At 61.2% G+C, this 15494-nt stretch carries 16 protein-coding genes; 12 read left to right on the forward strand and 4 right to left on the reverse strand.

Annotation, left to right across the window (positions count from 1 at the left end):
• Window positions 1–48: 48 nt before the first annotated feature.
• Window positions 49–972 (reverse strand): choline ABC transporter substrate-binding protein, encoded by a 924-nt coding sequence (locus TR61_RS07725; protein ID WP_050929349.1) that lies wholly within the window; start codon window positions 970–972, stop codon window positions 49–51.
• Between the two features lie 113 nt (window positions 973–1085).
• Here TR61_RS07725 and betI point away from each other — a divergent pair, with 113 nt between their 5' ends.
• The 5 genes from betI to TR61_RS07750 all read left to right on the forward strand — a co-directional run bounded on the left by betI (window position 1086) and on the right by TR61_RS07750 (window position 5946).
• Window positions 1086–1661, forward strand: a complete 576-nt coding sequence (gene betI, locus TR61_RS07730) for a choline-binding transcriptional repressor BetI (protein ID WP_082181879.1) — start codon at window positions 1086–1088, stop codon at window positions 1659–1661.
• On the forward strand, window positions 1661–3169 hold the full coding sequence (betC, locus tag TR61_RS07735) for a choline-sulfatase (protein WP_050929392.1): 1509 nt from the start codon (window positions 1661–1663) through the stop codon (window positions 3167–3169). Before betI ends, betC begins: the two co-directional genes overlap by 1 nt.
• A gap of 78 nt (window positions 3170–3247) precedes the next feature.
• Window positions 3248–4897: a choline dehydrogenase gene (gene betA, locus TR61_RS07740; protein WP_050929350.1), complete on the forward strand. Its 1650-nt coding sequence runs from the start codon at window positions 3248–3250 to the stop codon at window positions 4895–4897.
• A gap of 54 nt (window positions 4898–4951) precedes the next feature.
• Entirely contained in the window at window positions 4952–5602 is a 651-nt protein-coding gene (locus TR61_RS07745) for a thermonuclease family protein (protein WP_050929351.1), read from the forward strand.
• A gap of 104 nt (window positions 5603–5706) precedes the next feature.
• Window positions 5707–5946, forward strand: coding sequence for an HP1242/YdcH family protein (locus TR61_RS07750; RefSeq protein ID WP_050929352.1), 240 nt, complete (start codon window positions 5707–5709; stop codon window positions 5944–5946).
• A 143-nt stretch (window positions 5947–6089) separates the two neighbouring features.
• On the opposite strand, the gene TR61_RS07755 is transcribed toward TR61_RS07750, so the two are convergent.
• The gene (locus tag TR61_RS07755; RefSeq protein ID WP_050929353.1) at window positions 6090–7484 is read right to left on the reverse strand and encodes a helix-turn-helix domain-containing protein; all 1395 of its coding nucleotides are present in this window, start codon (window positions 7482–7484) and stop codon (window positions 6090–6092) included.
• Between the two features lie 63 nt (window positions 7485–7547).
• A complete protein-coding gene (locus TR61_RS07760; protein ID WP_050929354.1) occupies window positions 7548–8762 on the reverse strand; it encodes a multidrug effflux MFS transporter in 1215 nt (404 codons plus the stop codon).
• Between the two features lie 184 nt (window positions 8763–8946).
• Here TR61_RS07760 and TR61_RS07765 point away from each other — a divergent pair, with 184 nt between their 5' ends.
• From TR61_RS07765 to TR61_RS07790, 7 genes are all read left to right on the forward strand, one after another.
• Complete coding sequence (locus tag TR61_RS07765; RefSeq protein WP_050929355.1) at window positions 8947–10479, forward strand: acyl-CoA carboxylase subunit beta; 1533 nt, start codon at window positions 8947–8949, stop codon at window positions 10477–10479.
• A gap of 62 nt (window positions 10480–10541) precedes the next feature.
• Window positions 10542–10940, forward strand: coding sequence for a cupin domain-containing protein (locus TR61_RS07770; RefSeq protein WP_050929356.1), 399 nt, complete (start codon window positions 10542–10544; stop codon window positions 10938–10940).
• Window positions 10941–11008: 68 nt separating this feature from the next.
• Window positions 11009–11404: a DUF6497 family protein gene (locus TR61_RS07775; protein WP_245626841.1), complete on the forward strand. Its 396-nt coding sequence runs from the start codon at window positions 11009–11011 to the stop codon at window positions 11402–11404.
• A gap of 214 nt (window positions 11405–11618) precedes the next feature.
• Complete coding sequence (locus TR61_RS20130; protein WP_172676950.1) at window positions 11619–11762, forward strand: hypothetical protein; 144 nt, start codon at window positions 11619–11621, stop codon at window positions 11760–11762.
• Between the two features lie 72 nt (window positions 11763–11834).
• Window positions 11835–12179 carry a hypothetical protein gene (locus TR61_RS07780; RefSeq protein ID WP_050929357.1) on the forward strand — a complete coding sequence of 115 codons (345 nt, stop codon included), beginning with the start codon at window positions 11835–11837 and terminating at the stop codon, window positions 12177–12179.
• Between the two features lie 355 nt (window positions 12180–12534).
• The gene (locus tag TR61_RS07785; protein WP_050929358.1) at window positions 12535–12738 is read left to right on the forward strand and encodes a hypothetical protein; all 204 of its coding nucleotides are present in this window, start codon (window positions 12535–12537) and stop codon (window positions 12736–12738) included.
• A 129-nt stretch (window positions 12739–12867) separates the two neighbouring features.
• Complete coding sequence (locus tag TR61_RS07790; RefSeq protein ID WP_050929359.1) at window positions 12868–14913, forward strand: acetyl-CoA carboxylase biotin carboxylase subunit; 2046 nt, start codon at window positions 12868–12870, stop codon at window positions 14911–14913.
• 87 nt (window positions 14914–15000) lie between these two features.
• Here the strand turns inward: TR61_RS07790 and TR61_RS07795 are convergent, their stop codons facing one another.
• Window positions 15001–15447 carry a DUF4174 domain-containing protein gene (locus TR61_RS07795; RefSeq protein ID WP_050929360.1) on the reverse strand — a complete coding sequence of 149 codons (447 nt, stop codon included), beginning with the start codon at window positions 15445–15447 and terminating at the stop codon, window positions 15001–15003.
• Between the last annotated feature and the right edge of the window lie 47 nt (window positions 15448–15494).

Here is a 15494-nt window from a genome sequence, read left to right on the forward strand (position 1 = left end):
TCGAATTTTCTTGCGCGGCCCCGGACCAACCGAAGCCGCGCAGAAAGATCAGTTCAGCGCAGCTTTCACCGCTGCCATCGCGTCACCACCGTCTTTGGTGGTCACACCATCCAGCCATCCGCCCAGCACATCGGTGTTGGCCGAAAGCCACGCGGTTGCCGCATCGGCAGGATCTTCGCCGTCATTCAGGATCGCGCCCATGATCTCGTTCTCCATGGCCAGCGAAAACTCCAGGTTTGTCAGCAGCTTGCCCACATTCGGGCAAGTCTCGACATAGCCCGCCGATGTGTTGGTATAGACGGTCGCACCGCCCAGATTGGGCCCGAAATAATCATCGCCACCGGTCAGATAGCTCATCTCGAAATTGGCGTTCATCGGGTGCGGCTCCCAGCCCAGGAACACAATCGGCTCCCCCCGACGATCGGCTCGCGCCACCTGCGCCAGCATCCCCTGTTCAGAGCTTTCGACCACCTCGAAACCCTCAAGGCCAAAGGCGTTCGCGCCAATCATATCCATGATCAGTCGGTTGCCGTCATTGCCCGGTTCAATGCCATAAATCTTGCCTTCAAGCGCATCCTTCTGGCTGGCGATATCGCTGAAATCCGCGATGCCCATGTCTGCCGCCGCCTTGTTCACGGCCAGCGTGTATTTCGCCCCTTCCAGGTTGGCGCGCACCGTGTCGACCGTGCCGGCCTCACGATAGGGCGCGATGTCGCCCTCCATCGTGGGCATCCAGTTGCCCAGGAACACATCGATGTCGCCATTCGCCATGGATTGATAGGTCACCGGCACCGACAGCACCTTGATGTCTGTCTCATAGCCAAGCGCTTCCAGCACCACCGTGGTGGCGGCGGTTGTCGCGGTGATGTCGGTCCAGCCCACATCCGAGAATGTGACAGTGTCACAATCGGCCAAGGTGGGCCCTGCAATAGCCATAAGGGCCAATGCGGAAAGAGAAGATTTAAAGGTCATTACTGTCTCCCTGACGGTTTTTGTTGTCCTCGTTTGGCAGGCTGAGGGTTATTGATTGACGAGTCAATAAAGAACCCATAGCGTTTTCCGACGTTCACCCCGGAGACGCCCACATGCCCAAACTTGGAATGGAGCCTATCAGGCGCGATGCCCTCGTCAAAGCGGCGATTGCCGAGATCGGAGAGGCGGGGTCGCTGGACGTCACCGTCAGCCAGATCGCCCGCCGCGCCGGCATGTCGAGCGCATTGGCCCATCACTATTTCGGTTCGAAAGAACAGATGCTTGTGGCCACCATGCGCCACATCCTGACGCTGTTCGGGGCAGAGGTGCGCGGCGCGCTGGCCATGGCGCGAAGCCCCGAAGAACGGATCGAGGCCATCGTGCGCGCCTCTTTCTCGTCGCAGAATTTCCGGGCTGCGACGGCGGCGTCCTGGCTGCATTTCTATCTTCAGGCGCAAACTTCCGACCAGACGCGGCGGCTGTTGCGGCTCTATCACCGGCGGCTCAGATCGAACCTGATGGTGGGCTTCACGCCGCTGGTCGCCGATCCCGCCCGCGCCTCCGAAACGATCGGCGCATTGATCGACGGGGTCTATCTGCGTCAGGTCCTGCGCCCCGAGGCGATGTCGAACGAAGAGGCGGTCGCGCTTGTTCTGGCCGATGTTCAACGCCTGATCCGGGAGGGATGATGCCCAAACCAAACATCCTGATCCTGATGGTCGATCAACTGAACGGCACGCTGTTTCCCGATGGTCCTGGCGATTGGCTGCACGCGCCCCATCTGCGGCGGCTGGCCGACCGGTCAGTGCGCTTTGCCAACAGCTATACCGCCTCCCCGCTCTGTGCGCCGGGGCGTGCCAGCTTCATGACGGGCCAGCTGCCCTCGGCCACCGGCGTCTATGACAACGCTGCCGAATTCCGCGGTGATCTGCCCACCTACGCCCACCATCTGCGCCGGGCGGGTTACCACACGTGCCTGTCGGGCAAGATGCACTTCGTGGGGCCCGACCAGCTGCACGGGTTCGAAGAACGGTTGACCACCGATATCTATCCCGCCGATTTCGGCTGGACGCCGGATTACCGCAAACCCGGAGAGCGGATCGACTGGTGGTATCACAACATGGGGTCGGTCACGGGGGCAGGCGTGGCCGAGATCACCAATCAGATGGAATATGATGACGAGGTCGCCTATCACGCGCAGCGCAAACTCTATGACCTCGCCCGCGGACATGATGACCGGCCCTGGTGCCTGACCGTCAGCTTCACCCACCCGCATGACCCTTATGTGGCGCGCAAGCGGTTCTGGGATCTTTATGAAGACTGCAACCATCTGAGCCCGCGCGTCCCCGCGATGGACTATGCCGATCACGATCCGCATGCGCAGCGGATTTTCGATGCGAATGACTGGCGCAATTTCGACATCTCCGAAGATGATATCCGCCGGTCGCGCCGGGCCTATTTTGCCAATATCTCCTATCTGGACGAGAAGATCGGAGAGATCCTCGACGTGCTCGACCGCACCCGTCAGGAGGCGATCATCCTCTTTGTGTCCGACCACGGCGATATGCTCGGCGAGCGGGGGCTGTGGTTCAAAATGAACTTCTACGAAGGCTCGGCCCGCGTGCCGCTGATGATCGCGGCTCCGGGCCTTGTGCCGCAAACGGTCAGCGATCCGGTCTCCACCATCGACGTTTGTCCGACGCTTTGTGACCTGGCGGGGGTAAGTATGGACGAGGTCATGCCTTGGACCACGGGTGAAAGCCTTATACCGCTGGCAAAAGGCGCCGCGCGCACCAGCGCCGTGGCGATGGAATATGCCGCCGAAGGGTCCCAGTCGCCGTTGATCGCGCTGCGCCAGGGCAAGTGGAAATACACCAATTGCGCCATTGACCCCGAACAGCTCTTCGATCTGGAGGCAGACCCGGACGAGCTGGTCAACCTCGCCGAAGACCCCGCCCATCGCGTCACGCTGGAAGGCTTCCGGATCGAGGCCGCCGCGCGCTGGGATCTGGAACGCTTCGACGCCGATGTGCGCGCCAGCCAGGCCCGCCGTTGGGTCGTGTACGAAGCGCTCAGGCAGGGCGGCTATTACCCCTGGGATTACCAGCCGCTGCAAAAGGCGTCGGAACGCTACATGCGCAATCACATGGACCTGAACGTGGTGGAAGAAAACCAGCGCTTCCCGAGGGGGGAGTAACCTCATGCTTCTTTCTGGCCAGAAATACCCCACTCCCGCGCAAATCATAACGTCCCGCATCTGCAAGGTGGGGCGCTGATGGAGGCCGATTTCGTCATCGTCGGCGCGGGCAGCGCGGGCTGCGCCATGGCCTACCGTCTGGCCGAAGCCGGGCAATCCGTGCTGGTCATCGAACATGGCGGCACCGATTGGGGGCCGCTGATCCAGATGCCTGCGGCTTTGTCCTATCCGATGAACATGAAGATGTATGACTGGGGCTATCTGTCTGAGCCCGAGCCGCATCTGGGCAATCGCCGGCTGGTCTGCCCGCGCGGCAAGGTCATCGGCGGATCATCGTCGATCAACGGGATGGTCTATGTGCGCGGGCATGCGCACGATTACGACCATTGGGCCGACAGCGGGGCGGAAGGCTGGGCCTTTGCCGACGTGCTGCCCTATTTCAAGCGGATGGAAAGCTGGCATGACGGCGGGCATGGCGGCGACCCGGGCTGGCGCGGCACCGACGGTCCGCTGCACATAAGCCGCGGCCCCAGGAAAAACCCGCTTTATCACGCCTTTGTCGAGGCGGGGCGTCAGGCCGGGTATCAGGTCACCGACGATTACAACGGCGAGAAACAGGAAGGCTTCGGCCCGTTCGAGCAGACCGTCTGGAAAGGGCGGCGCTGGTCTGCGGCGAATGCCTATCTGCGGCCTGCACTGAAACACGCAAACTGCGATCTGCTGCGCGGATTGGTGGAGCGTGTGGTGATCGAAGACGGCCGCGCCAAAGGCGTGGCGCTTGCGGGCGGCAAGATCGTGCGGGCCCGGCGCGAGGTGATCCTAGCGGCCTCGGCCATCAATTCGCCGAAGATCCTGATGCTGTCGGGTATCGGCCCGGCGGCGCATCTGGCCGAACATGGGATCGACGTGATCGCCGACAGACCCGGGGTCGGCGGCAATCTGCAGGACCATCTTGAGATATATGTGCAGTTCTCCTCCAGCAAGCCGATCACGCTTTACAAGCATTGGAACCTGATCTCGAAGGCGATGATCGGGGCGCAGTGGCTTTTCACCAAGACGGGGCTGGGGGCCTCGAACAACTTCGAAAGCTGTGGCTTCATCCGGTCGCGCGCGGGCATCGAATATCCGGATATCCAGTTCCACTTCCTGCCCATCGCCGTGCGCTATGATGGGCAGACGGCTGCGGAAGGGCACGGGTTTCAGGCCCATGTCGGGCCGATGCGGTCGAAAAGCCGGGGGCGGATCAGCCTGGCCTCGGGCAATCCCGTGGATGCGCCGAAGATCCGGTTCAATTACATGAGCCACCCGGATGACTGGACCGAATTCCGCACCGCCCTGCGCCTGACCCGCGAGATTTTCGCGCAGAAGGCGATGGAACCCTTCGTGAAGGCCGAAATTCAGCCCGGCGCGCATCTGCAGACGGATGATGAGCTTGATGAAGCCATCCGCGAGCACGCTGAAAGCGCCTATCACCCTTGCGGCACCTGCAAGATGGGGCGAGCCGACGACCCGCAGGCGGTGGTCGATCCCGAAGGCCGGGTGATCGGCGTTGACGGGTTGCGCGTGGCTGACAGCAGCATTTTCCCGCGCATCACCAATGGCAACCTGAATGGTCCGTCGATCCTCGTGGGTGAGAAGATGAGCGATCATATCCTTGGCCGCGATCCGCTGCCACGGGCCAATGACCGGCCCTGGGTCCATTCCGACTGGCAAACCGCACAGCGTTAACCCCGGCTCAAGGCGACGCTTGCGCTTGCCCGGCCGCCAGCGCAGGTTAACCGCATGTTAAGGTTTTGCCTCGCGGTTCTCCTCTCTCTGTCTCCGCTCACGGCGCTTGCAGACGTGAGCGGCGCGGTGCGCGTGATCGACGCCGATACCTGGGACGTTGGCGGAACCCGCGTCCGGCTTTTCGGCATCGACGCACCAGAACGCGATCAGACCTGCACACGCCCCTCTGGGGAGGTTTGGGAGTGCGGGCTTTGGTCTTCTGCGCAGACACGCGCGGAATTCGACGGGGCCTGGGCGCAGTGCGAGGCGCTTGATCGGGATCGCTATGGCCGGGTTGTCGCGCGCTGTGCGGTCCGGGGCAGGGACGTGGCCCGTGTTCTGGTACAATCGGGGTGGGCCTATGCCTATCGGCGCTACTCCATGGATTACGATCTGGATGAAAAAGGCGCAGCGGTGCGCGGTGTCGGGCTGCATGGCTCCTCCGCGCAGGCGCCTGCGGAATTCCGGGCGGAACGGCGCGCGCCGGAAACCCCTGACAGGACTTGCGCGATCAAGGGCAATATCTCGGCCTCGGGCAAACGGATCTATCACATGCCGGGGCAGGAACATTACCGCCAGACCCAGATCAACCCAGCAAAGGGCGAACGCTGGTTCTGCAGCGAGGCGCAGGCGCAAGCCGCCGGGTGGCGCCGCGCCAGGCGTTAGGTAATTCGGGTTATCGCACGCCGGGTTTGATCCCGGTCAAAGTGTGCCCTGCCGCGCATGTCCTAGAGTGGCCTGAACCGAAAAGACATCCACGGGAGAGAGACATGTCGCACACACCCCACGAACTGGCCGAAGAATTTCCTGACAAGGTCGAACTGATGAGCCAGCTTAAACAATCGAACGCCCATTTCGCGCGGCTGGCCGATGAGTATCACGAGGTCAACCGTGCGGTGCACCGCGCCGAGACCAATGTTGATCCGATGGAAGAATTGGCCGAGGTCGACCTGCGCAAGAAACGCGCCCATCTCAAGGACGAAATCTGGGCAATCCTGTCCAAGGCTTGACGTCCGGATAGGGCCAGCGCTGGGCTGAATTGCCGCCAGCGTACATGGATATCTGAAACACCAGGGGAGCAGGAGTGCTCAATTCCTGCTTCTTTCTGGCAAAAATACCCGATCCTGCTTTGTGCACCGGGCGCTTGTCTGGATCAGCGCACTGTGTAGGGCAGGATATCGCGGGCGTTCACATCCACCGACAACCTGCGCTCCAGCGGCGGAACCGATCGCTGGTGGCAGGAGGTGCGCTCGCAGATCCGGCAGGAAATGCCGATGGGCTCGAACGCTTCGGCGTTCGACACGTCAAGCGTGTCGGCATAGACAAGCGATGGCGCGTGGCGCACTTCGCAACCCAGCGCGATGGCATACCGCCGGATCGGCGCACCATAGGATCCCCCCGATTTCGACACGTCCCGCGCCAGGCTGATGTACCGCACACCATCGGGTGTTTCAGCCAGCTGGCGCAGGAACTGACCCGGGGTCTCAAACGCCCGGTGCACGTTCCACAGCGGGCAGGCGCCGCCGAAACGCGCGAATTGCAGCCGCGTTGCCGAATGGCGTTTGGTGATCGTTCCGGCCTGATCGACGCGTACAAAGAAGAAGGGCACGCCCTTGGCGCCGGGTCTTTGCAGCGTGGACAGGCGATGGGCCACCTGTTCGATCGACGCACCAAACCGCCCGCCTAAGACTTCCAGATCGTGGCGCACCTCTTGCGCGGCATCCAGAAAAGCGCGGTAGGGCATCAATGCGGCTCCGGCAAAGTAATTGGCAAGGCCGATCTTGGCGATGGCGCGGGCCTCTTCCGTCTGAAAGCGTGCGAAATCCAGCGTTGCCTCAAGCAGCTTGTCCTGGGTCAGCAACGCAAACTGCAGAAGCATCTGGAACAGTTGGGTCTCGGGCGCCGCGCGGGCCGACAGGTACAGCGTGCCCGTGGCCGCGTCATAGCGCCGGACGGGGCTGTCATCGTGCAGCAGGACCGTTATGCCCAGATCGGCCAGCCGCCGCTCCGTGGCGGCGCGGATCTGCCCGCGGGATTGGGCGGCAAAGCTTTCGGCCGCGCGGTCCACCGCGTCGATATAGTTGTCGCAATAGTGGAAGAAATCGCGCACCTCGTCCCAGGGGCTGGATTGCGTGCGGGCGTCTTCGCGACCCAGCGCCTCGTCCAGAGAGGCCAGTCGCTCATGCGTCTGGCGATAGGCCTTGTGCAGTTCGATCAGCGCACGTGCCAGCGCCGGCGCGTTCGAGGCCGTCAGGCGCAGATCCGCAAGCGGCGGCATGTTGTCGGCAAAGACCGGATCCGACAGGGCCTCGCGCATATCGCTGACCAGCCTTTCGCTGTCGCCGGTGCTCAGCTCGATCACATCGACGCCGAATTCCTGCGCCAGCGCCAGAACGACTGAGGTTGAGACCGGCCGCTTGTTGTTCTCCATCTGGTTCAGATAGGGCAGGGACACGCCCAGCTTGGCGGCAAAGGCTTTCTGGGTCAGATCCATCCGCATGCGGATCTCGCGCAGCTTTGCACCGGCATAGAGTTTTTGCGTGGCCATGGGTGCCCTTTGCAAAGTTTGATCTATGCCGTGCTAACCTTGCAAAACATGCGGCGCAAGTCCTCAGCCCATGATTTGGCGTTCGCGCCAGATCACTACGCGGATCGCAACGACGCCCAGTGCAGACGTCGCAAACATCAGCCACAAAAGCGGCGTTGCCCCCGTTCCGGGCCCCAGCAGCGCCCCGGCCAGTGCGCTGAGCGCCGCGCCCCCGCCAATCATCAGCGCGCCACCAAGCCCCGAGGCGGTGCCGGCCAGATGCGGGCGCACCGAGAGCATGCCCGAGGTGGCGTTGGGAATGGTCATGCCATTGCCCAACCCCACCAGCGTCATCAGCCCGAAGAAGGAATAAAGCGTGCCGTTGCCGGTCAGAAAGAAGCCCAGCGAAATCGCCATTCCAGTGGCGCATGTCGTGCAGCCCCATTGGATCATCCGGTTGATTCCGAACCGGACGGAGTAGCGGCCCGAAATGAAGTTACCCAGAAGATAACCCACGGCGGGCGCGCCGAAATAGACCCCAAGCTGGGCCGGTGAAAGGTTGAAGACCTCGGTTCCCACGAAAGGCGCGCCGCCCAGATAGGCGAAGAACGCGCCCGATGTGAAACCAGCCGCCATGGCATAGCCCCAGAACCGGGGAGAGGTCAGCAGCTCGGGATATTCGCGGAACTGTTCGATCAAGGTTTTGCCGCTTGTTAGGGCGGTTTCCCCCATATCCTGCCAGACCAGCGCAAGGCAGATCGCGCCCAGACCAAACAGCATCCAGAAATTGGCCTGCCAGCCAAAGACCTCGTCCAGCGCGCCGCCTATGGCGGGGCCGATCATGGGCACAATCGCCATGCCCATGGTCACATATCCGATCATCGAGGCCGCCTGATCCTGCGGGTACATGTCGCGCACCGCGGCCCGGCTGAGCACAAGGGCCACGGCCACAACCGCCTGGCACATGCGGAAGAACAGGAAAAGCTCGGCATTGGGCGCAAAGATGCAGCCCACCGTCGCCAGCAGAAACAGGGCCAATCCCCAGATAATCACGGGTCTGCGCCCGAACTTGTCCGAGATCGGGCCAATAAGGATCTGCAAGACCGCGTTGACGGCCAGATAGACCGCGACGGACAGTTGCATCACCCGGTAATTGGTCTCGAAATAGGCTGTCATCCCCGGCAGGCTGGGCAGGAAGATGTTCATGGCAAGCGCCGACAGCCCCGACAGCATGATCAGCGTCGAGACATGTGGCGGTGAGCTTGGATCAAGAAAGCGTATGTTGGGCGCGTCGGCCATGAAATTTGATCTATGGCGCGGCGTTGGGCTTGTCCATGCGAACGTCGCGTTTCATCTGTTAATTAGCATGATTTGCAATTCGCATTCATCGCGATGCAGAAAATATGCAAATTTGCCGAATTCCGCTTTGGGGACCACAGTTGCTTGGCTATAACCAGCCAAACGGATTTTGGGGACAGATATCATGAAAGACATCCTGACCGAGTTGGAAAACCGCCGCGAGACCGCGCGGCTGGGCGGTGGTCAAAAGCGTATCGACGCGCAGCACGGGCGCGGCAAGCTGACCGCGCGCGAACGGATCGACCTTCTGCTGGACGAGGACAGCTTCGAAGAATTCGACATGTTCGTCACCCACCGCTGCACCGATTTCGGCATGGAAAAACAAAAGCCTGCGGGCGATGGCGTGGTCACCGGCTGGGGCACGATCAACGGCCGTCAGGTCTATGTCTTTTCGCAGGACTTCACGGTTCTGGGCGGGTCGGTGTCGGCCACCCATGCGATGAAGATCTGCAAGATTATGGATATGGCGATGCAGAACGGCGCGCCGGTGATCGGCATCAACGACTCGGGTGGTGCGCGCATTCAGGAAGGCGTGGATTCGCTGGCCGGCTATGGTGAGGTCTTCCAGCGCAACATCGAAGCCTCGGGCGTGGTGCCGCAAATCAGCGTGATCATGGGGCCCTGCGCAGGCGGTGCGGTCTATTCGCCCGCGATGACCGACTTCATCTTCATGGTCAAAGACAGTTCCTACATGTTCGTCACCGGCCCGGATGTTGTGAAGACGGTGACCAATGAGGTGGTGACCGCCGAAGAACTGGGCGGCGCGTCGACCCACACCAGGAAATCCTCGGTCGCGGATGCGGCGTTTGAAAACGATGTGGAGGCCCTGGCCGAAGTGCGCCGTCTGGTGGATTTCCTACCGCTCAACAACCAGTCGAAACCGCCTGTGCGCCCCTTCTTTGACGATCCTGCGCGGATCGAGGCCTCGCTGGACACGCTGATCCCCGAAAACCCCAACCAGCCCTACGACATGAAAGAGCTGATCCTGAAGCTGGCCGATGAGGCGGATTTCTACGAGATCCAGGAGGAGTTCGCGAAAAACATCATCACCGGGTTCATCCGTCTGGAAGGGCAGACCGTGGGTGTTGTGGCGAACCAGCCGATGGTTCTGGCTGGCGTGCTGGACATCGACTCAGCCCGCAAAGCCGCGCGCTTCGTGCGCTTCTGCGATTGCTTCGAAATCCCGCTGCTGACGCTGGTCGATGTGCCCGGCTTCCTGCCCGGAACCACGCAGGAATATAACGGCGTGATCAAACACGGTGCGAAACTTCTCTTTGCCTATGGGGAGGCCACGGTGCCTAAGGTCACGGTGATTACCCGCAAGGCTTATGGCGGGGCCTATGTGGTGATGAGCTCCAAGCACCTGCGCGGCGATATCAACTATGCCTGGCCCACCTCGGAGGTGGCGGTGATGGGGGCCAAAGGGGCCACCGAGATCATTCATCGCGCCGATCTGGGCGATCCCGAAAAGATCGCCGCGCACGCGGCGGAATATGAAGCGCGCTTTGCCAACCCGTTTGTGGCGGCCGAACGCGGGTTCATTGACGAGGTAATTCAGCCGCGATCGACACGCAAACGCGTGGCGCGGGCCTTTGCCTCGCTCCGGGGCAAGAAGAAGCCTATGCCGTGGAAGAAGCACGATAATATTCCGCTGTAGGCCGGGCTTCAGCCCGGCACCTGCCGCAAAGCCGGGCTGAAGCCCGGCCTACGGAGATCACCATGACCCAGCTTTGGAAAAACCAGGCCTTCACCATCGCCCATGCCGATGACGGCAAATTCGTGGGCGAAGGGCTGCGTGCGTTCTTTGAGTACCGTGATCTGGGTATCAAGGACGCGACGCAGGGCAAGTTCGGCGCGCATGTCATCCGCGCAGTGCCGGGCATGGAGAGCCCCGGCGCGTGGCATTCGCATGATCTGGATTTCCAGATGGTCTATGTCACCAAAGGATGGGTCGTTTTCGAATATGAGGGGCAGGGGGAGCATCTTTTGCGCGAAGGTTCCTGCGTGCTGCAACCCCCCGGCATCAAACATCGCGAGGTCCGCCATTCCGACGATATGGAGCTGATCGAAATCATCAGCCCTGCGGAATTTGACACACGGGACGAATCGGCCCCATGATGACGTTCGGTCAACCCAACACGCGTGCTGCGTGCACGCGATCAGCAGCCCCGGCAGGAGGAGCCCGCATGCGGGGTCGGGGCTGCGTCCTGGGTTTGATCCTGTCCATCAGCCCCGCTTTCGCCACCGAGGCCATCATCGCGCCTTCGGGCCAGACCGTGACCCTGTCCGAGATCCTGTTAGACGAAAACCCGGGCGAGCTGTGGGTGCGCTTCCGATTTCTGGCGCCGCAGATCACGCCCGGTCCGGATGCGATTGCGCCCGATACCGCCATCGCGGACATGCAGGTTTTGTGCGATGATCTGGCAGCACCTTACCTTGTGGATAACGCAATTGCGCCCGCGCGGATCGTGATGTCGTTTTCCGATCGCGAGGTGCCCTTTGGCCAGCCCGACCCCGACGCAACCCAGTTTTTCGAGCTTTTCAGCCTGCAAGACGGCGCCTGCATTTGGGAGGAATTCTGATGCAGCCACAATATCTTGCGGATCAAAGCTTAAGCGCCATGCGATTTGAGGCTTTGGAGTCACAGGCTGGTCCGTCGCGTGGCTGTGGATATCTTTCGGCCTGTCTTTCCGCTATGATTTCAGTGCGATGGGCATTCGCCCGTCGGTGTTTGAGGTGGGTTTCCACAAGGACGCAGAGCCTTGAAGGATCCATAAGAAAAGACAGGAGACATGGATGTCGACGAGCATCAAGCTTCTCGCGATGGCGGGCCTCTTGGCCGGCCTTGCAGCCTGCGCACAGCCGCAGGAAGAGACATTTGTCGTGGTCGAGCCCGAGCCCATTTCGGTCGAGCCGACATATACCGGCAAACTCAAGTAACACTGTCACGGGGTGGGCCAATGGGCCTGCCCCGCTGGCACCCCGCGCTGTCCTTTTGTCAGGGGGGCAGCCATGCTGAAGCATCGCGGGTTCCCGGGCCGTTTGCCGGGTACTGATTATCAATTTGTCATCCGTCGCGCGAACCCTCGCGGTGTGACGCCATTGACGCGTCGCGAACGATTTGCCGACCGCAAGGCCGCTGACAGGCGCGCAGATGCCGGGTTTCTGGCCGCCTTGTGGGAGCATTTCGGCGATCAGCCCTTTGAGCGCGGCAATCTGGATGCGGGGCGGCTGAGCTGGCTTTTCGGGCGCGAAGTTGTTCCCGCTGAAGATCCGTTTGACCCCGCCAGTTACGAGGCGCTGCTGGTTATTGATGTGGCTGCGGCGCGTGTGTCTTTCCCGGAGGTGATCCAATGATCATCGGCGGTTTTTTGCAAAGCTCAGTCTCAGATGGGCGCGATTTGGCTCAAAAAGTGCAAACCTCGGCAGCGCGCTTGGCAGAAAGCGAGTCACAGTACAGTCTTCTACCTGTAGGCGAAACTGCCATCCCGGTTGCGTCTGCGAAACACCTATTCCGTACCCCTTCCCTGGGCGGGCAGGCGCGTGGCTTGGCCACATTCCTGCCCGCCTCTTTTTTGTTTGATGCGTCGTGGGCGGCACATGCGCGCAGATTTGCCAAATCCTGCGCGGATCAAGCATTTGACTTGCGTCGGAACCTTTCCCGGACCAACGTGGTTTTTACAGGCACTGTAACGAAAAAAGGTAGGGTAAAATGCGAGCTCCAAAGATTTGGTTTGCGTTGGCGGTCATGGGTGGACTTGCGGCATGTGGCGACACGGCGGGCGAACAAGCGCTCATCGGGGGCGCTGTCGGCGCAGGCACAGCAGCCGTGGTCAATGGGAACCTGGTGGCGGGCGCCGCTGTGGGTGCGGCAGGCAACATCCTGTATTGCCAGCAGAACCCCAGCAAATGCTGACACGCGGCCGCTGACGGCCGCCGGGACACGTCCCGAACATAACAGAATTCAAACATCACGCACCGTGCGCGAGGTCAACCTTGTGCGCGGCTTTTCGCGTGGCACCCTTCCAAAGACAAAGGACGTTCCATGTTCAAAAAGATCCTGATCGCAAATCGGGGCGAGATTGCCTGCCGCGTTATCAAGACCGCCCGCAAGATGGGTATTCAGACGGTTGCCATCTATTCCGATGCCGACAAGCAAGCGCTGCACGTTCAGATGGCCGACGAAGCCATCCATATCGGGCCACCGCCTGCGAACCAGTCCTATATCGTGATCGACAAGGTCATGGACGCCATCAAGCAAAGCGGCGCCGAAGCAGTTCACCCCGGTTATGGCTTCCTGTCGGAAAACGCCAAGTTCGCCGAGGCGTTGGATGCCGCTGGTGTCGCCTTCATCGGTCCGCCCAAAGGCGCGATTGAATCGATGGGTGACAAGATCACCTCCAAAAAGATTGCGCAGCAGGCCGGTGTCAGCACCGTGCCCGGATATATGGGGCTGATCGAAGACGCGGACGAGGCGGTCAAGATCTCGCACGAGATCGGCTATCCGGTGATGATCAAGGCCAGCGCTGGTGGTGGCGGCAAGGGCATGCGGATCGCGTGGAATGACGAAGAAGCCCGCGAAGGCTTCCAGTCCTCCAAGAACGAGGCCGCGAACAGCTTTGGCGATGACCGGATTTTCATCGAGAAATTCGTCACCCAACCCCGCCATATCGAAATCCAGGTGCTCTGCGACAAGCATGGCAATGGCGTTTATCTGCACGAGCGTGAATGTTCTATCCAGCGCCGCAACCAGAAGGTGGTTGAAGAGGCTCCCAGCCCGTTTCTTGACGAAGCCACGCGCAAAGCGATGGGCGAGCAGTCCCTCGCGCTGGCCCATGCGGTTGGATATGCCAGCGCAGGGACGGTGGAGTTCATCGTAGATGGCGACAAGAACTTCTATTTCCTGGAGATGAACACCCGTCTGCAGGTGGAACACCCGGTGACCGAGCTGATCACCGGCGTCGATCTGGTCGAACAGATGATCCGCGTGGCGGCAGGCGAGAAGCTGTCGATCCAGCAAAGCGATCTGAAGATCAACGGATGGGCGATCGAGAACCGGCTCTACGCGGAAGACCCCTATCGCAACTTCCTGCCCTCGATCGGTCGTCTGACGCGTTATCGTCCGCCGATGGAGGTGGCATCAGGCCCAATGCTTGAGGCGGGTACCTGGCACGGCGATGCGCCCACGGGCGAAACCGGCGTGCGCAACGATACCGGCGTCTATGAGGGCGGCGAGATCAGCATGTATTACGACCCGATGATTGCCAAGCTGTGCACCTGGGGCCCTGATCGCGGCACGGCGATTGAGGCGATGCGCGTGGCGCTGGACAGCTTCGAGGTTGAAGGGATCGGCCACAACCTGCCATTCGTGGCGGCTGTGATGGATCACCCGAAATTCGTCTCGGGCGATATGACGACGGCCTTTATTGCCGAGGAATATCCCGATGGCTTTGAAGGGGTCTCATTGTCGGACGATGATCTGCGCCGCGTTGCGGCCTCTTGCGCGGCGATGCACCGCGTGGCCGAGATCCGGCGCACCCGCGTGTCGGGCCGCATGGACAATCACGAACGCAAGGTGGGCTCTGATTGGGTCGTGACAGCGCAAGGCCAGCGCTTTGACGTGACCATTGCCGCCGATCACGACGGATCGACCGTGACCTTTGCCGACGGCACGAAAGTGCGCGTCGACAGCACCTGGGTACCGGGTCAGACATTGGCGCATATCAACGCCGATGGCACGAACCTTGTTCTGAAGGTTGGCAAGATTTCGGGCGGCTTCCGCATCCGGACACGCGGCGCTGACCTGAAGGTGCATGTGCGCACTCCGCGTCAGGCGGAACTGGCCGAAAAGATGCCAGAGAAGCTGCCGCCCGACACCTCCAAGATGCTGCTGTGCCCGATGCCGGGTCTGATCGTGAAAGTCGATGTAGAGGTCGGCGACGAGGTGCAGGAAGGTCAGGCGTTGTGCACGGTGGAAGCCATGAAAATGGAGAACATCCTGCGCGCCGAACGCAAGGGCATCGTGTCAAAGATCAACGCGGGCGCGGGCGACAGCTTGGCCGTGGACGACGTGATCATGGAGTTCGAATAAGCCAATGGCTGTGCGCCGATCCCCGGACAGCGTTTTCTGGAACAGAAAACGGGCCGGAAACTTTCAAAGTTTCCGGGGGGATGGCGCTCAGCCGTCGCCGCGCCGTTCGCGGATCTCGCGTTGGCGCATCGGCATCTTGTCGATGGACCGGCTCAGCTCCCGGACGCTCCAGGGGAAGGGTTTGCGCAGATACACCGTGCCATCCTTGCCGATCAGCACCAGCATGAAGCCGCGCGGGCGCAGTTTCTGCCGCAGAGCCGAGTTCTGCGACGGGTCGGTGTCTGTCAGAACCACCACATCGCGCACGCGCAGATCATCCAGCCGTTCGGTCAGATATTCGATCTGTTCGGCATATCGCGGATCTGCCGGCGTGTCGGCAAACACGATCACCGGCCGTTTTATCCATAAAAATTCACTTAAATCCACGTCCTCCGCGCTGCGGATCATGTCGAACTCCTGCGGAGAGGATGCATCCGTCGCCATGGCGGAAAGCGGAAATAAAACAGCCAAAACAACGGCTAGTATGTTTTTCATGGGGCCTCCTGATGACCCACATATAGGCCTGAATTTCGCAAATGCGA

Source organism: Aestuariivita boseongensis, assembly GCF_001262635.1.
GTDB lineage: Bacteria > Pseudomonadota > Alphaproteobacteria > Rhodobacterales > Rhodobacteraceae > Aestuariivita > Aestuariivita boseongensis.

Coding starts and splice junctions, on each gene's coding strand:
- TR61_RS07725 (WP_050929349.1), bottom strand. CDS start 972: ATGACCTTTAAATCTTCTCTTTCCGCATTGGCCCTTATGGCTATTGCA.
- betI (WP_082181879.1), top strand. CDS start 1,086: ATGCCCAAACTTGGAATGGAGCCTATCAGGCGCGATGCCCTCGTCAAA.
- betC (WP_050929392.1), top strand. CDS start 1,661: ATGCCCAAACCAAACATCCTGATCCTGATGGTCGATCAACTGAACGGC.
- betA (WP_050929350.1), top strand. CDS start 3,248: ATGGAGGCCGATTTCGTCATCGTCGGCGCGGGCAGCGCGGGCTGCGCC.
- TR61_RS07745 (WP_050929351.1), top strand. CDS start 4,952: ATGTTAAGGTTTTGCCTCGCGGTTCTCCTCTCTCTGTCTCCGCTCACG.
- TR61_RS07750 (WP_050929352.1), top strand. CDS start 5,707: ATGTCGCACACACCCCACGAACTGGCCGAAGAATTTCCTGACAAGGTC.
- TR61_RS07755 (WP_050929353.1), bottom strand. CDS start 7,484: ATGGCCACGCAAAAACTCTATGCCGGTGCAAAGCTGCGCGAGATCCGC.
- TR61_RS07760 (WP_050929354.1), bottom strand. CDS start 8,762: ATGGCCGACGCGCCCAACATACGCTTTCTTGATCCAAGCTCACCGCCA.
- TR61_RS07765 (WP_050929355.1), top strand. CDS start 8,947: ATGAAAGACATCCTGACCGAGTTGGAAAACCGCCGCGAGACCGCGCGG.
- TR61_RS07770 (WP_050929356.1), top strand. CDS start 10,542: ATGACCCAGCTTTGGAAAAACCAGGCCTTCACCATCGCCCATGCCGAT.
- TR61_RS07775 (WP_245626841.1), top strand. CDS start 11,009: ATGCGGGGTCGGGGCTGCGTCCTGGGTTTGATCCTGTCCATCAGCCCC.
- TR61_RS20130 (WP_172676950.1), top strand. CDS start 11,619: ATGTCGACGAGCATCAAGCTTCTCGCGATGGCGGGCCTCTTGGCCGGC.
- TR61_RS07780 (WP_050929357.1), top strand. CDS start 11,835: ATGCTGAAGCATCGCGGGTTCCCGGGCCGTTTGCCGGGTACTGATTAT.
- TR61_RS07785 (WP_050929358.1), top strand. CDS start 12,535: ATGCGAGCTCCAAAGATTTGGTTTGCGTTGGCGGTCATGGGTGGACTT.
- TR61_RS07790 (WP_050929359.1), top strand. CDS start 12,868: ATGTTCAAAAAGATCCTGATCGCAAATCGGGGCGAGATTGCCTGCCGC.
- TR61_RS07795 (WP_050929360.1), bottom strand. CDS start 15,447: ATGAAAAACATACTAGCCGTTGTTTTGGCTGTTTTATTTCCGCTTTCC.